The sequence below is a fragment of the Klebsiella sp. 64 genome (assembly GCF_018223915.1).
Lineage (GTDB): Bacteria > Pseudomonadota > Gammaproteobacteria > Enterobacterales > Enterobacteriaceae > Klebsiella > Klebsiella pneumoniae.
In genome coordinates this window covers 1-19,048 of record NZ_JAGRQZ010000025.1, presented here as the reverse complement: position 1 = coordinate 19,048, position 19,048 = coordinate 1, and the positions used below count along the sequence as shown (strand labels likewise).

20 protein-coding genes, 2 tRNA genes and 3 pseudogenes (1 of these 25 cut by a window edge) are annotated in these 19,048 nt (G+C 57.8%); 17 read left to right on the top strand and 8 right to left on the bottom strand.

The genetic code is table 11. The features are described 5' to 3' along the window. Both KHQ23_RS16995 and KHQ23_RS16990 read left to right on the top strand, forming a co-directional pair. A tRNA-OTHER gene (locus KHQ23_RS16995) sits at window positions 1–35 on the top strand; it begins 69 nt to the left of the window's first position. 4 nt (window positions 36–39) lie between these two features. Next, window positions 40–116: transfer RNA gene (locus tag KHQ23_RS16990), tRNA-Val, on the top strand. A 415-nt stretch (window positions 117–531) separates the two neighbouring features. Here KHQ23_RS16990 and KHQ23_RS26545 read toward each other — a convergent pair. From KHQ23_RS26545 to KHQ23_RS16980, 3 genes and pseudogenes are all read right to left on the bottom strand, one after another. After that, window positions 532–801: pseudogene (locus KHQ23_RS26545) on the bottom strand (hypothetical protein); the annotation flags it as partial. Window positions 802–830: 29 nt separating this feature from the next. Next, window positions 831–953 (bottom strand): annotated as a pseudogene (locus KHQ23_RS26640) (hypothetical protein); the annotation flags it as partial. 560 nt (window positions 954–1,513) lie between these two features. Further along, window positions 1,514–2,398 (bottom strand): LysR substrate-binding domain-containing protein, encoded by an 885-nt coding sequence (locus KHQ23_RS16980; protein WP_002907799.1) that lies wholly within the window; start codon window positions 2,396–2,398, stop codon window positions 1,514–1,516. A 155-nt stretch (window positions 2,399–2,553) separates the two neighbouring features. Between KHQ23_RS16980 and KHQ23_RS16975 the strand changes: the two genes are divergently transcribed. Next, window positions 2,554–3,069, top strand: coding sequence for a DUF4286 family protein (locus KHQ23_RS16975; RefSeq protein ID WP_014907478.1), 516 nt, complete (start codon window positions 2,554–2,556; stop codon window positions 3,067–3,069). A 7-nt stretch (window positions 3,070–3,076) separates the two neighbouring features. Beyond that, the gene (locus KHQ23_RS16970; protein ID WP_004180178.1) at window positions 3,077–3,913 is read left to right on the top strand and encodes an MBL fold metallo-hydrolase; all 837 of its coding nucleotides are present in this window, start codon (window positions 3,077–3,079) and stop codon (window positions 3,911–3,913) included. Window positions 3,914–4,000: 87 nt separating this feature from the next. Here KHQ23_RS16970 and KHQ23_RS16965 read toward each other — a convergent pair whose 3' ends face one another. Next, window positions 4,001–4,150 (bottom strand): hypothetical protein, encoded by a 150-nt coding sequence (locus KHQ23_RS16965; RefSeq protein WP_023301857.1) that lies wholly within the window; start codon window positions 4,148–4,150, stop codon window positions 4,001–4,003. 401 nt (window positions 4,151–4,551) lie between these two features. On the opposite strand from KHQ23_RS16965, the gene KHQ23_RS16960 reads away from it, so the two are divergent. The 3 genes from KHQ23_RS16960 (at window position 4,552) to KHQ23_RS16950 (ending at window position 6,042) form a co-directional block, all read left to right on the top strand. After that, complete coding sequence (locus KHQ23_RS16960; protein WP_004143863.1) at window positions 4,552–4,986, top strand: winged helix-turn-helix domain-containing protein; 435 nt, start codon at window positions 4,552–4,554, stop codon at window positions 4,984–4,986. 45 nt (window positions 4,987–5,031) lie between these two features. Beyond that, entirely contained in the window at window positions 5,032–5,730 is a 699-nt protein-coding gene (locus KHQ23_RS16955) for a hypothetical protein (RefSeq protein WP_032434653.1), read from the top strand. Between the two features lie 102 nt (window positions 5,731–5,832). After that, entirely contained in the window at window positions 5,833–6,042 is a 210-nt protein-coding gene (locus KHQ23_RS16950) for a YdgH/BhsA/McbA-like domain containing protein (RefSeq protein WP_032434654.1), read from the top strand. Between the two features lie 312 nt (window positions 6,043–6,354). Here KHQ23_RS16950 and KHQ23_RS16945 read toward each other — a convergent pair whose 3' ends face one another. Further along, a complete protein-coding gene (locus tag KHQ23_RS16945; protein WP_002907811.1) occupies window positions 6,355–6,990 on the bottom strand; it encodes a carbonic anhydrase in 636 nt (211 codons plus the stop codon). 249 nt (window positions 6,991–7,239) lie between these two features. Here KHQ23_RS16945 and KHQ23_RS16940 point away from each other — a divergent pair, with 249 nt between their 5' ends. Further along, on the top strand, window positions 7,240–7,869 hold the full coding sequence (locus KHQ23_RS16940) for a LysE family translocator (protein WP_002907812.1): 630 nt from the start codon (window positions 7,240–7,242) through the stop codon (window positions 7,867–7,869). A gap of 4 nt (window positions 7,870–7,873) precedes the next feature. On the opposite strand, the gene KHQ23_RS16935 is transcribed toward KHQ23_RS16940, so the two are convergent. Further along, complete coding sequence (locus KHQ23_RS16935; protein ID WP_004184291.1) at window positions 7,874–8,644, bottom strand: DeoR/GlpR family DNA-binding transcription regulator; 771 nt, start codon at window positions 8,642–8,644, stop codon at window positions 7,874–7,876. A gap of 91 nt (window positions 8,645–8,735) precedes the next feature. On the opposite strand from KHQ23_RS16935, the gene KHQ23_RS16930 reads away from it, so the two are divergent. The 9 genes from KHQ23_RS16930 to KHQ23_RS16890 all read left to right on the top strand — a co-directional run bounded on the left by KHQ23_RS16930 (window position 8,736) and on the right by KHQ23_RS16890 (window position 17,274). After that, window positions 8,736–9,119 carry a glyoxalase/bleomycin resistance/extradiol dioxygenase family protein gene (locus KHQ23_RS16930; protein WP_004175834.1) on the top strand — a complete coding sequence of 128 codons (384 nt, stop codon included), beginning with the start codon at window positions 8,736–8,738 and terminating at the stop codon, window positions 9,117–9,119. Window positions 9,120–9,150: 31 nt separating this feature from the next. Then, a complete protein-coding gene (locus KHQ23_RS16925) occupies window positions 9,151–9,834 on the top strand; it encodes a CatA-like O-acetyltransferase, family 1 (protein ID WP_032434656.1) in 684 nt (227 codons plus the stop codon). 342 nt (window positions 9,835–10,176) lie between these two features. Further along, window positions 10,177–11,880 carry an ABC transporter substrate-binding protein gene (locus KHQ23_RS16920; RefSeq protein ID WP_032434657.1) on the top strand — a complete coding sequence of 568 codons (1,704 nt, stop codon included), beginning with the start codon at window positions 10,177–10,179 and terminating at the stop codon, window positions 11,878–11,880. Between the two features lie 43 nt (window positions 11,881–11,923). Beyond that, the gene (locus tag KHQ23_RS16915) at window positions 11,924–12,883 is read left to right on the top strand and encodes an ABC transporter permease (protein ID WP_004175825.1); all 960 of its coding nucleotides are present in this window, start codon (window positions 11,924–11,926) and stop codon (window positions 12,881–12,883) included. Continuing rightward, window positions 12,880–13,830 carry an oligopeptide ABC transporter permease gene (opp4C, locus tag KHQ23_RS16910; RefSeq protein WP_019704305.1) on the top strand — a complete coding sequence of 317 codons (951 nt, stop codon included), beginning with the start codon at window positions 12,880–12,882 and terminating at the stop codon, window positions 13,828–13,830. The genes KHQ23_RS16915 and opp4C overlap by 4 nt, the downstream gene beginning before the upstream one ends. Continuing rightward, entirely contained in the window at window positions 13,827–14,807 is a 981-nt protein-coding gene (locus KHQ23_RS16905; protein WP_211776860.1) for an ABC transporter ATP-binding protein, read from the top strand. Before opp4C ends, KHQ23_RS16905 begins: the two co-directional genes overlap by 4 nt. Then, window positions 14,804–15,775: an ABC transporter ATP-binding protein gene (locus KHQ23_RS16900; protein WP_032434659.1), complete on the top strand. Its 972-nt coding sequence runs from the start codon at window positions 14,804–14,806 to the stop codon at window positions 15,773–15,775. The genes KHQ23_RS16905 and KHQ23_RS16900 overlap by 4 nt, the downstream gene beginning before the upstream one ends. A gap of 365 nt (window positions 15,776–16,140) precedes the next feature. Then, window positions 16,141–16,668, top strand: a complete 528-nt coding sequence (locus KHQ23_RS16895) for an anti-virulence regulator CigR family protein (protein WP_002907918.1) — start codon at window positions 16,141–16,143, stop codon at window positions 16,666–16,668. A 117-nt stretch (window positions 16,669–16,785) separates the two neighbouring features. Further along, complete coding sequence (locus tag KHQ23_RS16890) at window positions 16,786–17,274, top strand: DinB family protein (protein WP_032434661.1); 489 nt, start codon at window positions 16,786–16,788, stop codon at window positions 17,272–17,274. A 36-nt stretch (window positions 17,275–17,310) separates the two neighbouring features. On the opposite strand, the pseudogene KHQ23_RS16885 reads toward KHQ23_RS16890, so the two are convergent. Then, window positions 17,311–17,406, bottom strand: a pseudogene (locus KHQ23_RS16885) (transcriptional regulator); the annotation flags it as partial. A 13-nt stretch (window positions 17,407–17,419) separates the two neighbouring features. Beyond that, window positions 17,420–18,952: an MFS transporter gene (locus tag KHQ23_RS16880; protein ID WP_211776861.1), complete on the bottom strand. Its 1,533-nt coding sequence runs from the start codon at window positions 18,950–18,952 to the stop codon at window positions 17,420–17,422. Between the last annotated feature and the right edge of the window lie 96 nt (window positions 18,953–19,048).

Genomic DNA, 19,048 nt, shown 5'->3' with positions numbered 1-19,048 from the left:
GGGGGTCGTTGGTTCGAGTCCAATTAAACGCACCATAATGCGTCTGTAGCTCAGTTGGTTAGAGCACCACCTTGACATGGTGGGGGTCGATGGTTCGAGTCCATTCAGACGCACCAATCATTTTTCCTTCTGTAATTCCTGAATTTTATCACCTGCTCCCCGTTGGTATTGCTGACATTAAAATGTTGTGTATTGGCAAAGCGTTTTCCTTGCATAGTCCATACTAGTCCACATGAGTGCTAAGGAAGCCAACCCTTTTAATGAGCATCAAAAATCGATCAACAGACCACGCCGTTTAATTTCTTAATGATAATCATTCCATTCATCATAAATATATGCATATGCAAATCGATATATCAGATACCCCACCAGGAATCCCATAACTGAAAGTAAACCCCAGAGAAATTTATATTCATTTACTGAGAAAAAAAAGAACCAGCCAGCCAGCCAGCGCGATACCTGAAGCACCTAATCCCATCCCAGCCCCTCTGATAACACGGGAAAGCAGGATGAGTAATGTTCGTTTTATATTCATAATCCACCAAAGAAATATTCACATATTTTGTTAAATTCTGCTGGATTCTTATCACTGACCATACACGCTGTTTCGAAAGGTTTTACAATATCCTCAACATGAAAATACAGAAGATCCAGATCTCGCAGATTTTGCAGTTTATCATGCAGTACCGGATTTCTGCGCTTCAGATATCGGGACGTGTATATTGCTCTGGATGTTTCAGCTCCAACGGATAATAATAATCCGGCAAGACTTCCTGCAAAAAAAGCGGACACTCCTCTTGAGGCGTTCCCCTCTTCCTCATCCCGCTCCACGTCAGGTGCTGCGGCTTCGGTCCTGCCGCCATATGGGTTAACAGTTGCTGATTCAGCAGGCTGTCGATATTGCGCCCCCCCGGTGAACAACCATCCGGTAGCGTGACTGCCTCGGCGGTAGCTTTACCAAACTGGTTGCATCGTTTATCAGCCTGTTCCTCATCGCTTCACTCCATCTTTTCTGGCGTTAAAATTCATCATTACGACCTCCATTCGTTACCCTTCGCCACCCACTGGCCGCGCTATCGCACCCGCCTGCTTTCGCGAACGCTACCGCCCGTCGCTGTCTCCCTACAGGAACCCAAAGCGCACTGGGTAAGGCAGAACGGTGATCTTTTATTTAACGCCCGGAATAGCAGTCGCTCAGCAATACATGCACAAGAAAATCCCGTTCGTATCCGCGTACTGCCGGAGTATATTCAGTTTGAATTCAGCGGAATCTCGGTTCAGATCGGGAGTGACTGCGTAATGCTGAAAAAGACGATAAACAGAATAAAACAAATAAACTGATAATATTTTGTCATGCGAGAGAAGGAAGCTGTCTGGACGCAGGGCAGAAGCGGTGGCTTCGCAACAACAATATTCCATACTGAAAACTATTCCCTGGCGTAAAAAAGCGAGCGCGCGGTACAACAGGGAGGAAACCATGGGCGGCGCTAAATGTCTCCCGGCCAGCTCTGACTTAACCTGCCGCAATCTCCGTCTGCAGCCAGCGCTCAAACATCTGCAGCGCTGGCTCCCCCTCCCCGCCGCCGGGTTTGATCAAGCAGAAGCGCTTAGCCAGCGTCGGGGAGCCCGGCCACGGGGCAACCAGCGTTCCGGCGCTCAGCTCGCTTTCCACATACATCTTCGGCACCAGGGCCACTCCCTGCTGACTTAGTACCGCGGCGATCGCCATCTCATGCAGATCGTAGCGCGGCCCCTGGGCGGGGTTATCCAGCGCCAGACCGCACTCGCGGGCATAGTGCAGCCAGGCGTCCGGGTTTTGCCGCCGGTGAATGCGCGTTAGCCGGTTAAGCAGCCCCGGAAGATCGTCATCCGTCAGCAGCGCAGCATGGCAGACCGGCAGCAAATACTCCGCAAATAAAAACGTCACCTCCATTCCGGTCCACGCCGGGTGTTCAAAATGGATGGCGGCATCAAATCCGCTTCCCGGCAGAATGAAGGGATCGCTGCGGGCGGCGATATTGACCACGATATGCGGATGCTGCGCCGCAAAGCGCCCGAGCCGGGGAATTAACCAGCGGCTGGCGAAGGTGGGGAGCACGGCGATCTCCAGGCTGCGGCCATCGACGGGCATCCCGCTGACGTCATGGGTGTCCCGTTCCAGGCGAGCGAGGATCTCGCGGACCTGACGAGCATAGCGGGCGCCTGCCGGATTGAGCCGCACCCGGCTCCCCGTCCTGTCAAAGAGTTTACTGTCGAGGAGCGCTTCCAGACGGGCAATCTGCCGGCTGATGGCCCCTTCCGTTAACGCGAGCTCAGCCGCCGCGCGGGCAAAGTTGCCGTGACGAGCCGCGGCCTCAAAAGCCAGTAGCGCAGCGCTGCTGGGGATTTTACGACGCATAGCCAATGCTCCTTGTGCAGGCTCACCGAAAGTCAGTGACAGAATATCACTACGCCTTGAATTAACATCGTTTTTCAGCGCCATTTTTAGCCGATAGGATGATGAAAACTCACTAAAGCGCCTTGTGCGCACATCATCTGTTCATCGAGGTCACTATGCTCTATGTCGTCGAATGCGCCTACACCGATCCCCAAAGCGAAGCGGCGTGGAATACCTTTTACAATCAGGAAAAACTACCGGCGCTGGTCTCTGTGCCCGGTTTCTACGCCTCCCAGCGCTTCCGCGCTCTCAGCGAGGGCTGCCCCTGCTACCTGGCGCTGCACGATATCCACGATGCTACCGTCATCGACAGCGACGCCTACCGCCGCAACGGCGGCGGCCATTTTGCCCGCTGGCAATCGGCGATCGCCGACTGGCATCGCCACCTCTATCTAACGAATAATACGCTGCGGGAGGTTGCCCCGGATGAAGTGCTGCTGCTGGGCGATACCGCGGAGGACTTGCCCGTCGCTGCGCCGATACACCTGCAGCCAGGCGGCCTGGCGACCGAACAAACCCGGTATGCCGCCATCCTCCCACGGGACAACCTGCATCACCTGGCCACGACTGCCGCCGTCTTTATCTATCAGCCCATCACCGCCCGGTTACGCAACCCGGCGCAGCGCGCGTGAGGTCGCCATGTCACCTGCTCCCTTTTATACGTTGACCGCTGGCGACCTGACGGTGACTGCCGTGAGTGATGGTCTGATGTCAGCGCCGCTGTCCTTACTCTCGGGTATCTCGCGGGAGGAGGCGGAGCATCTGCAGCGGCATTCAGGATTAGCCTCGCCGGAGACCATTGCGATTGGCGCCTATCTGATCCGCGGTCGCGGGAATACGGTGCTGGTGGATACCGGCACCGGCGGAGCCAATGGCGTTGGCGGCGAACTTATCGCCAATCTGGCGCGGCTCGGCGTTGGTCCTGAGGAGATCGACGCCATCCTTCTCACCCACGCCCATCCGGACCATATCGGCGGCCTGCTGTCCGCCGCTGGTACGCCAGCGTATCCCAACGCCACGGTGTTCCTGCCTACGCGGGAAAGCGCTTACTGGCTGGCAACATCCACGTTCGACAACGCCAGCGATCGCGGTCGGCGCAACGTGCTGCTTGTTCGCCGTGTACTGGCGAACTGCGCGGCGCAAATCAGCGGGGTTGATGATGAGGAGGTGATCGCCGGGATCCGCCCGTGCCCTCTGCCCGGCCATACGCCCGGGCATACCGGGTATCGTCTCGAAGCGGGCGATACCTCGCTGCTGATCTGGGGGGATATCGTCCATTTCCCGTCCATTCAGTCTGCGCGGCCAGAAGCCTCGGTCGCCTTCGACGTCGATCCTGAACAGGCCCGGCGTACCAGGGAGATCCTGCTGCGCCAGGCCGCCAGCGAACGGTGGTTGATTGCCGGTATGCATCTTGGCCTGCCGGGATTCGCCAGAGTGGAGAACACCGCCTCTGGCTATTGTCTGCGCTCGGTATGATCGTTGAGCAGAACAATGACCACAGTAAAACCCCGGTCGCGGCATGAGCACGACCGGGGCGTTTTGTCCGGGAAATTGGACGAGCCGTTAACCGCGGCTCTTCCAGCCTTTTTTACTTTTGCAGCTGGCTTTGGTGGCGATCCATGGGTGACGTAGCTGAGTCAACTGAAGATCCTGGGAGGCCGGGCTGGCCGACCAGCGTTTGTTGCACAGAGGCTTACGAGTTGCAATGACCATAAAAACGCTCCTGAAAAGTAATGAACCATTCCCTGGGTAGTTCCACAAGTTCAGAATTAGCGTATCACCGCGTAACGGAAGTTATTTCAATCTTTGTTTTAGAATGTAAATGGTCATCGCCCTCTGAAATAGCTTAAATTGATCCAAATCAATTTAAGTGCATTTATTTTTCGATGCCACCTATATTTTCAAGCGCTTACCTTCGCCAGTCGCCTGATTAAGACTTTTCCTATACCGCATAATACAACAGAATCAAGCGATATTATCAGATTTTTATTCTAGTTATGTATGGCTGTGTGGTTATTTGTTTTGATTATTCTAACTGATAAAATTCACTTGGTCAGTCAGCAGCGGGCAGGTACTCTGCACCGGCAAGAAGAGGATTTGTCAGGGAGTTGTGGATGACTAAAGGCTATAAACTACTTGGCTATAAGTTAGCGGATAATATTTTCTACTGCCTGCATCATCGGGAAATTATCACGCTGCGCGGGACACGGACGCAAGTCCAGCTACGCAGCACCATGGCCTGTTTACTGGAGTACCTGCTGGCGCACGGCAGAGAACGTCTGGTCAGCGATGAAGAGTTAATGATTAACGTTTGGGAAAAAAATAATCTCCGCCCTTCCGCGCAGCGCCTATGGCAGGTTATTCAGAGCTTAAAGTCTCGCTTACACCAGGCTGGCGTGGAGAGCGCGTTAATCATCCGCGTTAAGTGCGCGGGGTATTATATTAATAACGTTTACGTAGCCGAAATTTATTCATACAAACCGCCGGGGATGATGAATTATATAAACACTTCGCCTGCTGATATGAATAAGCTTCTGGTACGCAGCTAATCCCCTCCCCGCGCCGTTTACATCGCCAGCAACAGGGTTTATTCGTTGAATATTTTAATTCACAGCAATAATATTTATTTTAATATCGGTATCGCCCAGTGTTTTCGGGATATTCAGAAAACAGCGCCCGAATTAAAGGTTATTCACTCCCTGCCCCTCAGCCATCTTCCAGAACTGTCCGGGCTGGATGTGATTATTTTGTCACTGGAAAACTATCATGATTACCTGGCTGCCGCTGAAATCGCTCAGCACTTTCAGGGCCTGGTCATTGGCTTTACGTCAGCCGGCAACGTAAGGCGCGGACGCGCCTTTTTCGCGGATACCCTACTGTGGGTCAGCCAGCGCGAAGCGGTACGTGAAGTGAGCCGCCTTCTGCGCTGCCTGGCCGAGCGCCGCTGGCCACTCGTGCCGCGTCACCAACGTCAGAGCGTTTCTTTCCGTCAACGAGCCCCGCTCAACCGCCTGGAGATGCGGATGATTGATGCCACCATGAAGGGTCAGTCGGTTCATCAAATGGCCGCTACGCTGGGGATTAATCGCAAGCGGGTCTATAACGGCCTGGAAAGGATTAAAGAGAATTTCCGCCTGGTCAGTCATAGCCATTTTCATCATTTCATGACCGACAGGCTCTCTTTTAGTCGCCTGTCTGCCGACCTCCGATGCCTGACCACAGCAGCTAATGCAACCCTGCCGCCGCGCGCAACCTCGAGGCTGGCGGAAAATCATTCATATTATTTGAAATAGTTTCGCAAATTGTTTTGATTTTAGGCTCCAGCAATCAAGCGTATTCTTTATCACATCAGGGCAACAGGCCCTTTATCAGACACCAAATTAAGGAATACGACCATGAAATTCATCAAAACTTTCGTTGCTGTTTCTGCGCTGTCTCTGTTCTCTGCTGCCAGCTTTGCTCAGAGCGTCAGCGCCACTGCCTCCACGCTGGACCGCGCGGAAGCTAAAATTGCCGCCCAGGCCGCAGAACAGGGTGCATCCTATAAAATTACCAGCGCCCAGTTTAACAACCGTGTTCATATGACGGCTGAACTGAGCAAATAAACCCTTGCCCCTAAACGTTTCCTAAAGCGCCGCCTGGACGGCGCTTTAGTTTTTCCCCCTGCCTGACATTTCCCGGCAGGTCCATGCGGCATTCGCCGGATCCCGGACAATACTGACTCTCAGCACAAAAAGAGCCTGATAGCAATAAATACCCGATTGGCCGGATTATCTGCGGCTTGTCGGCGTAAAGCGGAGAGGTCTGTCGCCGCGAATCAGTCGGAGGCCTTCCGCTGTCTGCAAAGCGGCGCCCATTTTGGCAAAATTTGCGTGGCGTGGTGAGGGTTTGCAGGGCCTCCGTGCCCTGGAAAGACTTTATTCGAAAAAGACGTCCGGATTTTCCGACAGCGAAACAAAGGATTTCGTGTTTTTATCCAGCGCCTGAATATCGCCGGTTTCGATGTCGTAGAACCAGCCATGCAGGCGCAGGGTATGGTCGCGCAGACCAACCGCCACCGAAGGATGGGTCTTGATGTTATTCAGTTGGGCGATGACGTTTTCCTGCACCATGCCGTTGACCTTATCGGTTTCGCTAGCCCAGGTTTTCTTTTCCACCACCGCTTTCGCGGCATCGGCATAGCGTAGCCAGTGAGACACCGCCGGCATCGGCTCAAGGCACTGACAGGTGGCGATCGCTTTCATCGCGCCGCAGTTGGAATGACCGCAGATCACGATATCCGTCACGCCCAGCGCAACCACGGCATATTCGATGGTCGCGGAAACGCCGCCCGGCTCCGGCCCGAAAGACGGCACGATATTCCCGGCATTACGAATGACAAAGAGCTGTCCCGGCTCCTGCTGGGTAACCAGTTCCGGCACCAGACGGCTGTCAGAACAGGAGATGAAAAGCGCTTTGGGATTCTGGCTGGAGGCCAGGCTGCGGAAGAGTTCTTTACGCTGGGGGAAGATCTCTTTCTGGAAGTTGAGGAAGCCCTCAATGATATGTTGCATAGCAGTGTCTCTTCTCTGTAGTTATTACGGTATGACAAAGATCACAGTTATTCAGTTTACCATCGATGACAAGAATGGGAATCGTTATTCAAACAGTTGCGCAGAAAACGCGCGCCGCCAACGCCTGCTTCTCCCCGTCTAATACACACCTTTTTGACGTGCTTTCCTGAACCAGTTTGCTACTCTGTCTGCTCCAACCGTCCACACGTTACCGACCGCCTGCCTGCGGCGGACATAACAGGAGTCGCTATGTTCCTATCCAGCCTGATGGCCATTGCCGCGGTGCTGATCATGGGCGTGATCAGTCCCGGCCCAAGCTTTATCTTTGTCGCGCGCAATGCCGTCGCTCGCTCGCGTCTGCACGGTATGGTGACCGCCCTCGGTACCGGCGCCGGTGCGGCCATTTTCTCCATTATGGCGATGCTGGGCCTGCAGAAGGTGCTCACCGCGGTGCCGGAGCTGTTTATTGGTTTGAAGGTGGCGGGCGGGCTCTATCTGCTGTGGCTGGGCTATAAAATTTTTCGCGGGTCGGCGCAGCCGATGGACTTTTCCGCCAGCGGGATGGCCGGCAACCGCTCTTTGCTGAAGACCTTCCGCGACGGGCTGTATACTCAGCTCAGCAATCCCAAAACGGCGCTGGTGTTCGCCTCAATTTTTACCGCCCTGCTGCCGGCGCAGATCCCCACCGCCTTCTATTACATCGTGCCGCTGATGAGCTTTCTGATCGACGTAAGCTGGTATTCGCTGGTGGCGCTGGTGCTGTCTGCCGACCGCCCGCGCCGCGTCTACCTGCGGCTGAAGCGGCGGATCGACATCGCCACCGCGACGGTGCTGGGGGCGCTGGGCCTGCGGCTTATCGCCACCTCCCTCACCCGCTAGCGGGTTACACGGTATAGATGCGAATATCGTGCTGCTGAAAGGCAACGCGATATTCGCGACTGATATTCTCTTCCACCACCAGCACATCGATATCGCTGCTGGCGGCCACCACAAACCGCGCTGCTGCCGGAATTTTATCCGAAGTCAGACCAACAATAATTTCGCTGCACTGTTTAATGACCGCTTTCTTGAACTCGCAGTCGGCATAGTCAAAGCCGGTCAGGCCCGACTCTGGCGCCATCGCGCAGCCGCCGATAAACCCCTGGTCGAATAACATGCCCTGCACCTGAGCCACCGCCGCGGCGCCGACGCAACCGCCGCTCGCGCGCTGTACCTGGCCGCCAAGCATCACCACGTCATACAACGGTTTTTTCACCAGTACCGCGGCGATCTCCGGCGAGTTCGTTACCACCGTCAGCGCCAGCTCGGTGGGCAGCGCCTCGGCCATCGCCAGATTGGTGGTCCCGGTATCAATGAAAATAGTGCCGCCGGGCTTCACCAGCCGGGCACACTGTTGCGCGATCCTGAGCTTTATCGCGCGGTTTTTATCTTTCCGCTCACTGTAATCCCCCGCTTCCGGCAGACTCAGCACCGCCCCGCCATACACCTTTTTACAGAATCCCTCGCGGCTGAGCTCATGCAGATCGCGGCGGATGGTATGCTCCGACACCTGAAGACGCGCCGCCAGCTCCGCGCACACCACTCTGCCGTTTTCCTGCAGGATCTGGCAAATCAGCGCTTGTCGCTGTTGAGGGAAAGCAGCATAATCGAGCATAACACAATCCTTAAATAATCAGAAGCGAGCAGTAACAAGCATGATCGTCTGCCCTGCTCTGGTTGTCAACGTTCCTGCCCGGAGGTTTACCATGAAAATTGCCCATTTCGCCCTGTGGACCCAACAGCTCGACGTCCAGGCCCGCTTCTGGGTGGACTTCTTTGCCGCCAGCATCAATGAAAAATACCTTAGCCAGACCAACCCCGGCTTTGCCTCCTATTTCGTTACTATCGACGATGAGGTGGTGATAGAGCTGATGACCAAGCCTGGCCTGCAGCAGGCCAGCGCGGATAATAACCATACCGGCTGGGCGCATCTGGCCCTCTCGGTGGGCGGGGCGGAACAGGTCGATGCCATCGCCCAACGCGCCGGGGCCGCCGGAATACTGATTTCGCCGCCGCGCACCACCGGCGACGGCTATTATGAGGCGGTGATCGCCGATCCCGATGGCAACCTGATCGAAATCGTCGCATAGTCAGCAGAACGCCAGTATTCAGGAGGCATCCATGGCACATTACCGGATTATCGACACCGCATCCTGGCCCCGCCGGGACCATTTCACTTTTTACCGCCAATTCGCCAACCCCAGCTTTAATCTCTGCGTGCCGATAGCGGCGCAGCGCCTGTACGAATGTGCGAAGGACCGTCGGGTCTCGTTTTTTCAGCTCGCGCTCTATGCCCTGCTGCGCGCGGCCAACGGGGTACCGCAGCTACGCCAGCGAGTGCGGAACGATGAGGTGATTGAATATGACAGTCTGGCAGTAATGACGCCGGTGATGACCGTCGGAGAGGGATTCCGTCAGGTGTGGTGCGACAATGCCCCCGAGTTCACCGCCTTCAGCGCCGCGGCCACGCCGAAGATTGTCGCGGCAAGAGAGACATCCCCGGCGCCGCTCATCGTCGATGGCGAGCATTTTATCTGCGCCAGCTGTCTGCCATGGCTCCACTTCACCTCGATGACCCATGCGGAATATGCCGTCGGCGCGGCGGTCCCCGCGCTCACCTGGGGAAAATTGCAGAATGGCGTTATCCCGGTGGCCGGGCGGTTTAACCATGCCTTCGTCGATGGTCTCCACGCCAGCCGCTTTTATGCCCTTGTCGAAGAGGGATTTAATGACCCCGAGCGGCTCTGGTTGCCGCTAACCGAAACCGCACCCTCCCTGCTTCCCTCAGCGGCGAAGGAGCGTTAACGTCTGCCCGGAACTGACCGCCAGGGAGCCTTACTCCCTGCACGGCGGTCGGTACGGGGCCACTATCATCGTTCCCTTTCAGCCGGCGAATACCGCAGGTGTGACGCCTGTTCAGAACCTCGCGATTGAAAAGCTGGGTCGCAGACAGCATGCTGACCAACCATCATCAGACAGCGGAAAACACTGCTTCATAGCCATAGAATGGGATTATATTGCCGATCCTTTGCTAAGGATAATTAGTTATAAATCATAGCGTTTCAGTGTTAGACAGGGCGAAGTGCGCCTCTTATCTTTCGTCATGAATTGTAAATAACCACGCAATCATTTGATGAGGTAGCACTTTTGTCCAGATTACAACAAGGATTAAAAACCAGACAAACCCGCTTCGCCCTGGCGCTAAAAGTGGCCCTGCTCGGCGGCGTGGTAGCATTTTCTTCTGCTGTCTTTGCTGAGGGTCTCCTGAAAGAAGGTATCACCCCGGCCACTGACGCCAGCCAGATCCCGGCCAGCGCCAAACTGCGGAAAGACACGGTGGTGGCCGGGATCTCCGAGCCGCAGGGGATCTTTAACCCCTACTTTTTCGTCAACGGCTGGGATGAGAACGTAACTAACGTCATTTTTTCACGCCTGATCGACTGGGACAGTCAGGGTAAGCTGGTCCCGGGACTGGCGGAGAGCTGGACGGTCAGCCCGGATAACAAAGTCTATACCATCAAATTGCGCCCTGGTCTCACCTTTAGCGACGGCTCACCGCTGACGGCGGAAGATGTCGCCTTTACCCTGACGGTCCTGCTCGACCCCAAATATGATGGCGATACCGACATCACCCTGGCCAATATCGCCGGCGGGACGGACTACAAAGCCGGCAAGGCTGACAGCGTCAGCGGCCTGAAGGTCATCGACCCGCTCACCCTGCAGGTGACCACCACGCAGCCAGGCGCCACCACGCTGGCCAAAATTGGCGGGCCTGTACTGTCGAAAGCCTGGTACGGCAAAGGGTATCAGCGGGGGAATCTCGACTATCTGCGCTCACTGCACGGCAAGCCGCTGGGCAACGGCCCTTACGTGTACGACAAATATATTCCCGGTCAGGAAATACGCTTCCATGCCAATAGCCATTTTTACCGTGGGACGCCGCCAACGCCGCGCTTTATCTATCGCGTGACCAATCCGTCCACCAACTTCCAGCTGTTCCAGACCGGGGAGACCGACTACGACGCCTTTACCTCGCGCCCCGACGATATTGAGCAACTGAAGATGCTCGGCTTCGCCAATATTAATCTTTACGGCTCCAGCGACTACAGCCAGGTGGAATTCAACGTGCATCGCCCGGCGCTACAGGATAAGCGGGTGCGCCAGGCGCTGATTTACGGCCTGGATAGGCAGAAGCTGATCGACGTGGTCTATCAGGGATACGGCAAAGTCGCCATCGAACCGATCGCGCCGATCTCCTGGGCCTTTAACGCTGAAGGCGTCAACCCTTACCCTTACGATCCGGCACAGGCCAAAAAGCTGCTGGATGAGGCCGGCTGGAAACCAGGCGCCGACGGTATCCGCGCCAAAGACGGCCAGCGCCTGGAGCTGACCCTGCTGGTGAGCAAGAAGGTGCTCAACGATGCGCTGATCCCCATCGCCAAGGAGAACTGGCGGCAGATTGGCGTGCTGCTGAAGCCGCAGGTGGTGGATTTCAACGCCCTGATGGCGCAGCGCAAAGCCGGAAATTACGATTTGGCCTCGTTCAGCACCAGCACCCTCAACGACCCGCACGACGGGGTATGGGATTTCTACAGCAGCGAAGCTAAAGAGTCCGGCTACCATAACGCGGAAGTCGATAAGCTGATTAACGCCGGCAACGCGGTGCTCGACATCGAACAGCGCAAGCCGATCTACCACCAGCTGTATAAAGTGCTGGCCGACGATCCGCCGGTGATCCTGCTCGGCTATCGCGAGATCCTTTCCGCCAGCAGCGCCCGCGTCAGCGGCTTTAAGCCGGATATCTACAACGGCCTGACCGGCAGCCTGCCGGATGTAAAAATCGTCAAATAAATCCCTGGCCGCCGGGTTAACCGGCGGCTGATGTGAGACCGTCATGAGAAATTTCATCCTGAGGCGCCTGCTGCAAACGCTGCCGATGCTGCTGCTGGCCTCCTTCATTATTTTTTTGCTGTTTGCCAAAACCCCCGGCGACTTTATCGATGGCAATATCACCCTGACCGCTGCCCGCGCCGCGGAGCTGAAGGCGATCTACGGCCTCGACCAGCCGCTGTTGACCCGCTACCTCCACTGGCTGGGACAGTTGCTGCGCGGTGATTTAGGCTTTTCGCTGCAGTATCAGATCCCGGTCAGCCAGTTGCTCAACCAGTACATCTGGAACTCTTTTCTGCTGGCCAGCGTCGCGCTGGTCTTTTACTGGGGCATCGGCCTGGCGGTGGGCGTGGTTTCTGCCCTGCGCCCTGGCTCCTGGTTTGATCATCTGGTGAGCGTCGCGGTGTTTGCCGCCATGTCGTTCCCCACCTTTTTCCTCTGCCTGCTGCTGATTAAATGGTTCGCCGTCGATCTCCACTGGCTGCCGGTAGGCGGGATGACCAATACCGGCAGCGACGAGAGCGGCTGGCAGTATGTGCTGCAGGTGGCTGCCCATCTGGCGCTGCCGGTGCTGGCGCTGGTGATGCTGCAGGCGGGCAGCCTGACGCGCTATGTGCGCGCCAGTATGCTCGACGTGGTGAAAATGGATTTTATCCGTACCGCCCGCGCCAAGGGGTTGCAGGAGCGCACGGTGATCCTCAAACATGCCCTGCGCAACGCCCTGCTGCCGATTATCACCCTGCTGGGCTTCGAGCTGCCGGGGCTGTTCTCCGGGGCGATCATTACCGAAAAGGTATTCAACTGGCCGGGGGCGGGCCACATTCATATCGACTCGCTGGCCGCCCGCGACTATCCGGTACTGATGGGGTTTACCCTGTTTCTGGCGGTGCTGACGATCGTCGGGAATCTGCTCGCCGACGTGCTGTACGCCTGGGCCGATCCGCGTATTCGGGTGAGGTCATGATGATCCTGTCTTACTTAGCTTCCCGTCGCCGCCAGCGGCAGGCGGCTATCCCGGCGCTGGCGCACATTACCCCCTCTCCCTGGCGCCAGGGGTGGCGACAGCTGCGCCGTAACCGGCTGGCCATGTTCTGCTTGATCCTGCTGGCGGTGATGGCGGTGTGGTGCGTGCTGGGGCCCGTCTGGTCGCCGTGGAGTGATGATGCCACCGACGCCCTGAGCATCAACCAGCCGCCCGGGGCGGAACACTGGCTGGGGACCGATTTCCTCGGTCGCGATGTCTACACCCGCCTGCTGCTGGCCGGGCGCATCTCGCTGGTTATCGGCCTGCTGACCATGGTGATGTCGGTGTGCCTCGGCTACCTGCTCGGCGCCCTCTCGGGTTACGTCGGCGGGTTAACCGACAAACTGATCATGCGCGTGGCCGACCTGGTGATGACTATCCCTGGGTTACCGCTATTGATCGTCGCCGGGGCGATGCTTTCCGAGCTCGATTTTTCGCCGGACTCGCGCATTTATATGGTGGTGGTGATGCTCAGCCTGCTGGAGTGGCCCCGACTGGCGCGGCTGGTGCGCGGGCAATGTCTCTCCCTGCGCGAACGCGATTTTATGCTGGCCACCCAGGTGCTGGGCCTGTCGGCGCGTCGCCGGCTGTTTGGCCACCTGCTGCCGAATACCATTCCGATTCTGGTGGTGATGGCGACCATGGCCGTCGCCAACGCCATTCTCAGTGAATCCGCGCTGAGCTATCTCGGCCTCGGCGTGGTGCCGCCGACGCCGTCGTGGGGCAATATGATGGATGCCGCTAACAGTCTGATCGATTTCCAGCGTCGCCCCTGGCTGTGGATGCCGCCGGGCATCGCCATCTTTATCACCGTGATCGCCATCAACGTGCTGGGCGATGGCCTGCGCGATGCCATGGATCCCAACATGAAACCGAGGCTGAAATGACCACGCCGTTAGTCTCCTTTAATCATCTCTCCGTCTCTTTCGCCGGCGAACGCTCTCGCGTGCGCGCGGTGCAGGAGGTCTCTTTCACCATTCAGGCCGGGCAAACCGTTGGCGTGGTGGGTGAATCCGGCTGCGGCAAAAGCGTCACCGCCATGGCGCTGATGGGCCTCCTGCCGCCGCAGACGGCGCGCATCGACGGCGGCGAGATCCGCTTCGCGGACCGCGATCTGCTGCGGCTGAAAGCCAGACAGATGGCCGATCTGCGCGGTCACCAGCTGGCAATGATTTTTCAGGAACCGATGTCGGCCCTCAACCCGGTGTTGACCATCGGGGAGCAGCTGTGCGAACCGCCGATCCGCCACCTCGGCGCCACGCCGAAAGCCGCCTGGCATCAGGCCATCCAGCTGTTAAGCGAGGTCGGCCTGGCGCGCGGGGACAGCCTGATGACCCGCTATCCTCACCAGCTTTTCGGCGGCATGCTGCAGCGGGTGATGATCGCCATGGCGCTGAGCTGTCGGCCCAAACTGCTGATCGCCGACGAACCCACCACCGCGCTCGACGTGACCGTGCAGGCGCAGATCCTACGCCTGCTGCGGGATCGGGCCCGGGCCAGCCAGATGGCGATGATGCTGATTACCCACGACCTGGGGGTGATCGCGCAGATGGCCGAGCAGGTGGTGGTGATGTATGCCGGACGAATTGTGGAACAAGGCGCCACCGCGGAAGTGCTACGGCATCCTCAGCATCCCTACACGCGGGGGCTGATCGCCTCCCGACCGGTGCCCGGTGAGCGGCGTCGGCGGCTGTACTCAATTCCCGGCCAGGTGCCGGATCTGGCCGCCCTGCCGGCGGGCTGCGCCTTTGCCGGGCGCTGCGAGCGGGCGACGGCGCGCTGCCGGGAGGCGATTCCGCCGCTGCTCGGCGACCGCCAACGTGCCGCCTGCTTTTATAGCGAATTTGCGGAGGTGACAGCATGAGCGAACGCTATGTCATTGAAGTGGATGGATTGAAAAAATATTTTCCGCTACGCGACGGCCTGTTTGGTCAGCAGACCGGCGAGCTTCGCGCGGTGGACGGCGTCAGCTTTAATATCCGTCCGGGCACCATTTTTGGCCTGGTGGGCGAGTCCGGCAGCGGTAAAACCACCGTCGGCCGGACCCTGCTTGGCCTGTACGAGAAGAGCGCCGGCAGCGTGAAATTTCACGGTCAGGAGCTGGCAGACCTGACCGCGCCTGCCCTGCGCGCTATCCGGCCCAGGATGCAGCTGGTGTTTCAGGACCCCTATAGCTCGCTGAACCCGCAGCTGCGTATTGGCGACGCGATTGGCGAAGCCATGCTGCAGCACAAACTGTGCGCCCGCAATGAGCTATATGACCGGGTGATCGACGTGATGAAGATCTGCGGCCTGGCGCCGGAACACTATGCCCGCTTCCCGCATCAGTTTTCCGGCGGCCAGCGTCAGCGGATCGGTATTGCCCGGGCGCTGATCCTCAACCCGGATTTTATCGTCGCCGATGAACCCATCTCGGCCCTTGATGTGTCGATTCAGGCGCAGATCATCAATTTGTTTTCCGACCTGCGCGACAACCGCGGCGTCACGTTTCTGTTTATCTCCCACGACCTCGGGGTGGTGGAGCATTTATGTGACGATGTGGCGGTGATGTATCTCGGGCAACTGGTGGAAAGCGCCAGCCGCGATGCGCTGTTCAGCCGCCCCCTCCATCCCTACACCCGCGCCCTGATGGCTGCGGTGCCGACCCTCGACCCGCACAGCGAACCGCAGGCGCTGGTGCAAGGCGAGATCCCGGATCCGGCCAATCCCCCCGCCGGCTGCCGCTTTTCATCCCGCTGCCCGCTGGCCAGCGAACGTTGCCGCAGAGAGCCTCCGGCGCTGCGCGAGGTGGCCCCGGGCCATCGGGTCGCCTGTCATTGGGTCGCATCCTGAGCGCGGTCAATGGGGTTATTTATTTCTAAACAACCGACCGATTGTGCGCGGCAGCGCCAGGATTTACTATCCGCCCCGTCTTGTGAGACGCGCGATAAATGAAGCGGAACATCTTTGTACTCTTTTGCCCAATGGCTTCGGGCATTTTTTCTCCACGCCCGGGAGCGATCCTCCCGGCAAGATATTTAGCGGGGCGCGGTCGCCCGTCTGTCAAAACGCAGCAATGGAATTGCTCGTCCGCGTCCCGCTACCCTTTTCCCGCCGCTAATTAAATAAGGGCAAAAAAATAAGACAACATGAGATTGCCTGGGGTATAGCTTTATCTTATTTTTTAAGCGTGTACTCCCTGTTAAGGTATCAACATCATGCTTAAGCGTCGCACTCTCAAAACAGCACTGGCGGCGGTTATTTCCCTTGCCGTCATGGCCGCGCCAGCGTATGCCAACCCGGGTAATGGCAATGGCAACGGCGGTGGTAATCACGGGAACAGTGGTAACCATGGCAATAGCGGCAATCATGGTAACAACGGTAACAGTGGCGACCATGGCAATAAAGGGCAAAATAAAGGCCAGTCCACTGAAGATCACGGCAAACGGAAAAACTACGGCAAGCCCGACCACGTCGACAGCGATATTAGCTTCTCACGGGCGCGCTCCCTTGCCGTAAACTACGGTCTGGTCGGCTATCAGGCGCTGCCGCCGGGTATCGCCAAAAATGTCGCTCGCGGCAAACCGCTCCCTCCGGGGATCGCCAAAAAGACCCTGCCAGCTTCTATGATTAACGACCTGCCCTATTATCCGGGCTATGAATGGCGGGCGGTCGGCGATGATCTGGTGCTGGTGGCCCTGAGCACCGCGATCGTCACCGCCGTGATTAACGGTGTGTTTGACTAAATCATCTGCTTATTGAAAAGCCTCGCCTCGGCGAGGCTTTTTTGTGCCTGATGCCGGTGAGTGACGGCTCACCGGCATAACCAGTATGATAACGGTTCAACCAACCCGGGACCGACTATGGACAAAGACACAGTAGTAACGCTGTTGAAATACAAGCGCTGGATTGACCTTGCCACCTTACAGGCGATCCGCGCGATTGACGGAACAGTACATGGCGGAAAGCGTCACCTGACCATCAGGCTGATGAACCATATCCATGTCGTTGATATGATTTTCCGGGCGAATCTGCGCGGCAGGCCGCACGGCTACACCGCGCTGAATACCCCTGAGACGCCAACCGTTGATGAGCTGGAAACGGCCATGACCGCCTGTACGGACAAATACATTCAGTACGTCAGCGCCATGACCCCCGCCGATTTCCACGAACGTATCGCCTTCAAATTTGTCGACGGCGGCGACGGCAATATGACCGCGATGGAGATGCTGAACCACATGCTCTTTCACGGCGCCTATCACCGCGGCGCGGTGGGCTGGATGATTGGCGAATGCGGCGGCGTGCCGCCGAAAGATGTGCTGACCGTTTTCCTGCGCGACCATCATTCCTGACCGAGCGAAACCATTCGCCGTCGATTACGCGGAGAATCAGCAGGAGCTCTGCCTGATGTCGAGTATGGGTTTTCTGGTACAGGGCGCTAAGGTGGGTTCCGATCGTGGCGATAGATACGCCCAGATGTAAGGCTATCAAGGGGGTTCAGGATCCGCTGTTGCGGGTTTGGATAGCGCTCCCTTTCCGGCATAGCGTCCGCCAGACCATCAGGGCGCACAGCAGGGTGACGACCGCCAGCCCGCTAAACAGTAGCGTATAAGCAGAGTCATAGCTCTCGCGCAGCGCCCGGAGGGAAAAGTCAGGCAAAAGCGCAGCCGCCTGCGGCATATTGCCGGCTCCCAGCCAGCCTGCGGCGCGGTGAATCACCTCGGGGGCATACCCGTGAACGCGACTCTGCAGGGTCAGGGTATTGCTTGCCGTTAATACCGCAGAGACTATCGCCAGGGCGATCCCCTCGCCGGCAACGCGAACGGTGTTGAACAGGCCTGCCGCCATACCGGCTTTCGCCACCGGCACAGCGGATATCGCCAGGCCATCCATCAGCCCCCAGGGAAGCGCCGCCCCCGCCCCACAGAGGATCAGCGCCAGCACCAATTGCGAAAGATGGTTACTGTGAAAAGCATCGCCCAGCAACAACAACCCGACGGAGGCCATCATCAGCCCTCCCGTGGATACCCGCCCCGGTGAAAACCAGCGGGTGAGCAGGGCCGCAACGGATGGGAAAATCAGCATCGGCGCGGTCAGCGCCATCAGATATAGCGCGCTCTGCGACTCACTCATCCCCTCTCCGCCCATAAAATGCAGTGGAACAACAATCAGCAGGACCACGTAGCAACAGCAGGTGGCGACAGGCAGCAACAGTACGCCGACAAAACGCGGATGGCGCAGCAGGGAGAGTTCCAGCACCGGGTTGCTCACCCTCTGGCAGCGCACGGCAAACGCCACGAACAGTCCCGCGGACGCGATGAACAAGGCCAGCGTGGTCAGCGATAAAAAGCCGCGGGCCGGAATGACCATAAGCGATGCAGTAAACAGCATCAGGGCCAGCGTAAACAGGAGTAAGCCGAGGTTGTCGGGTGTCCGCGGCTCGCTTTTTTCTGCCACCGGCAGATACGCCAGACCGATAAGCAGAACCATCACCGAGAGCAGCGCAAACAGGGCGTATACCCCGCGCCAGCCCACCGCGTCGGTCATGAAGCCGATCAGCAGCGGGCCGAACGCCAGGCCGGCGCCGAACAACGTGCCCAGGATGCTGAATGCCCGCGTCCGCTGGGCGCCATCATACAGCTGGGCCAGCGCCGCACTGCCGCTGGCTAAAATCATCGCCGCGGCCAGGCCCTGCAGCGCCCTCAACACGCCTGACAGGAAGAGATTGTGCGTCAGACAAAACAGCAGGCTGCTCAGGCAAAACAGCGCGGCGCCGGCGATAAAAATACGTTTTCTGTCGATGGCATCCGCCGTCACCCCTGCGGCCAGCAAAAAGCTGCCGAAGGTCAACATAAAGCCATTGGTCAGCCACGACAGCGCAGCGGGAGAGCCGCCCAGCGACTGCTGTATCGCGGGGGTGGTCATGACGCCGCCGGTAAAACTTAACGGCAGCAGCAAGGCCGCCATAAAGACAGAAAGCGCGGCCAGGGCGCTGGCGTATTGGGAAGGTGTTCTGGCGGGGAGTAACATCGGGCGGCCCTCATCAGTCGGCAAGGAATGAATAAACTGTCGCCATCCTATTGCGGATGTTATTACCGATAAATAGACTGAAAATATCTTCTTAAG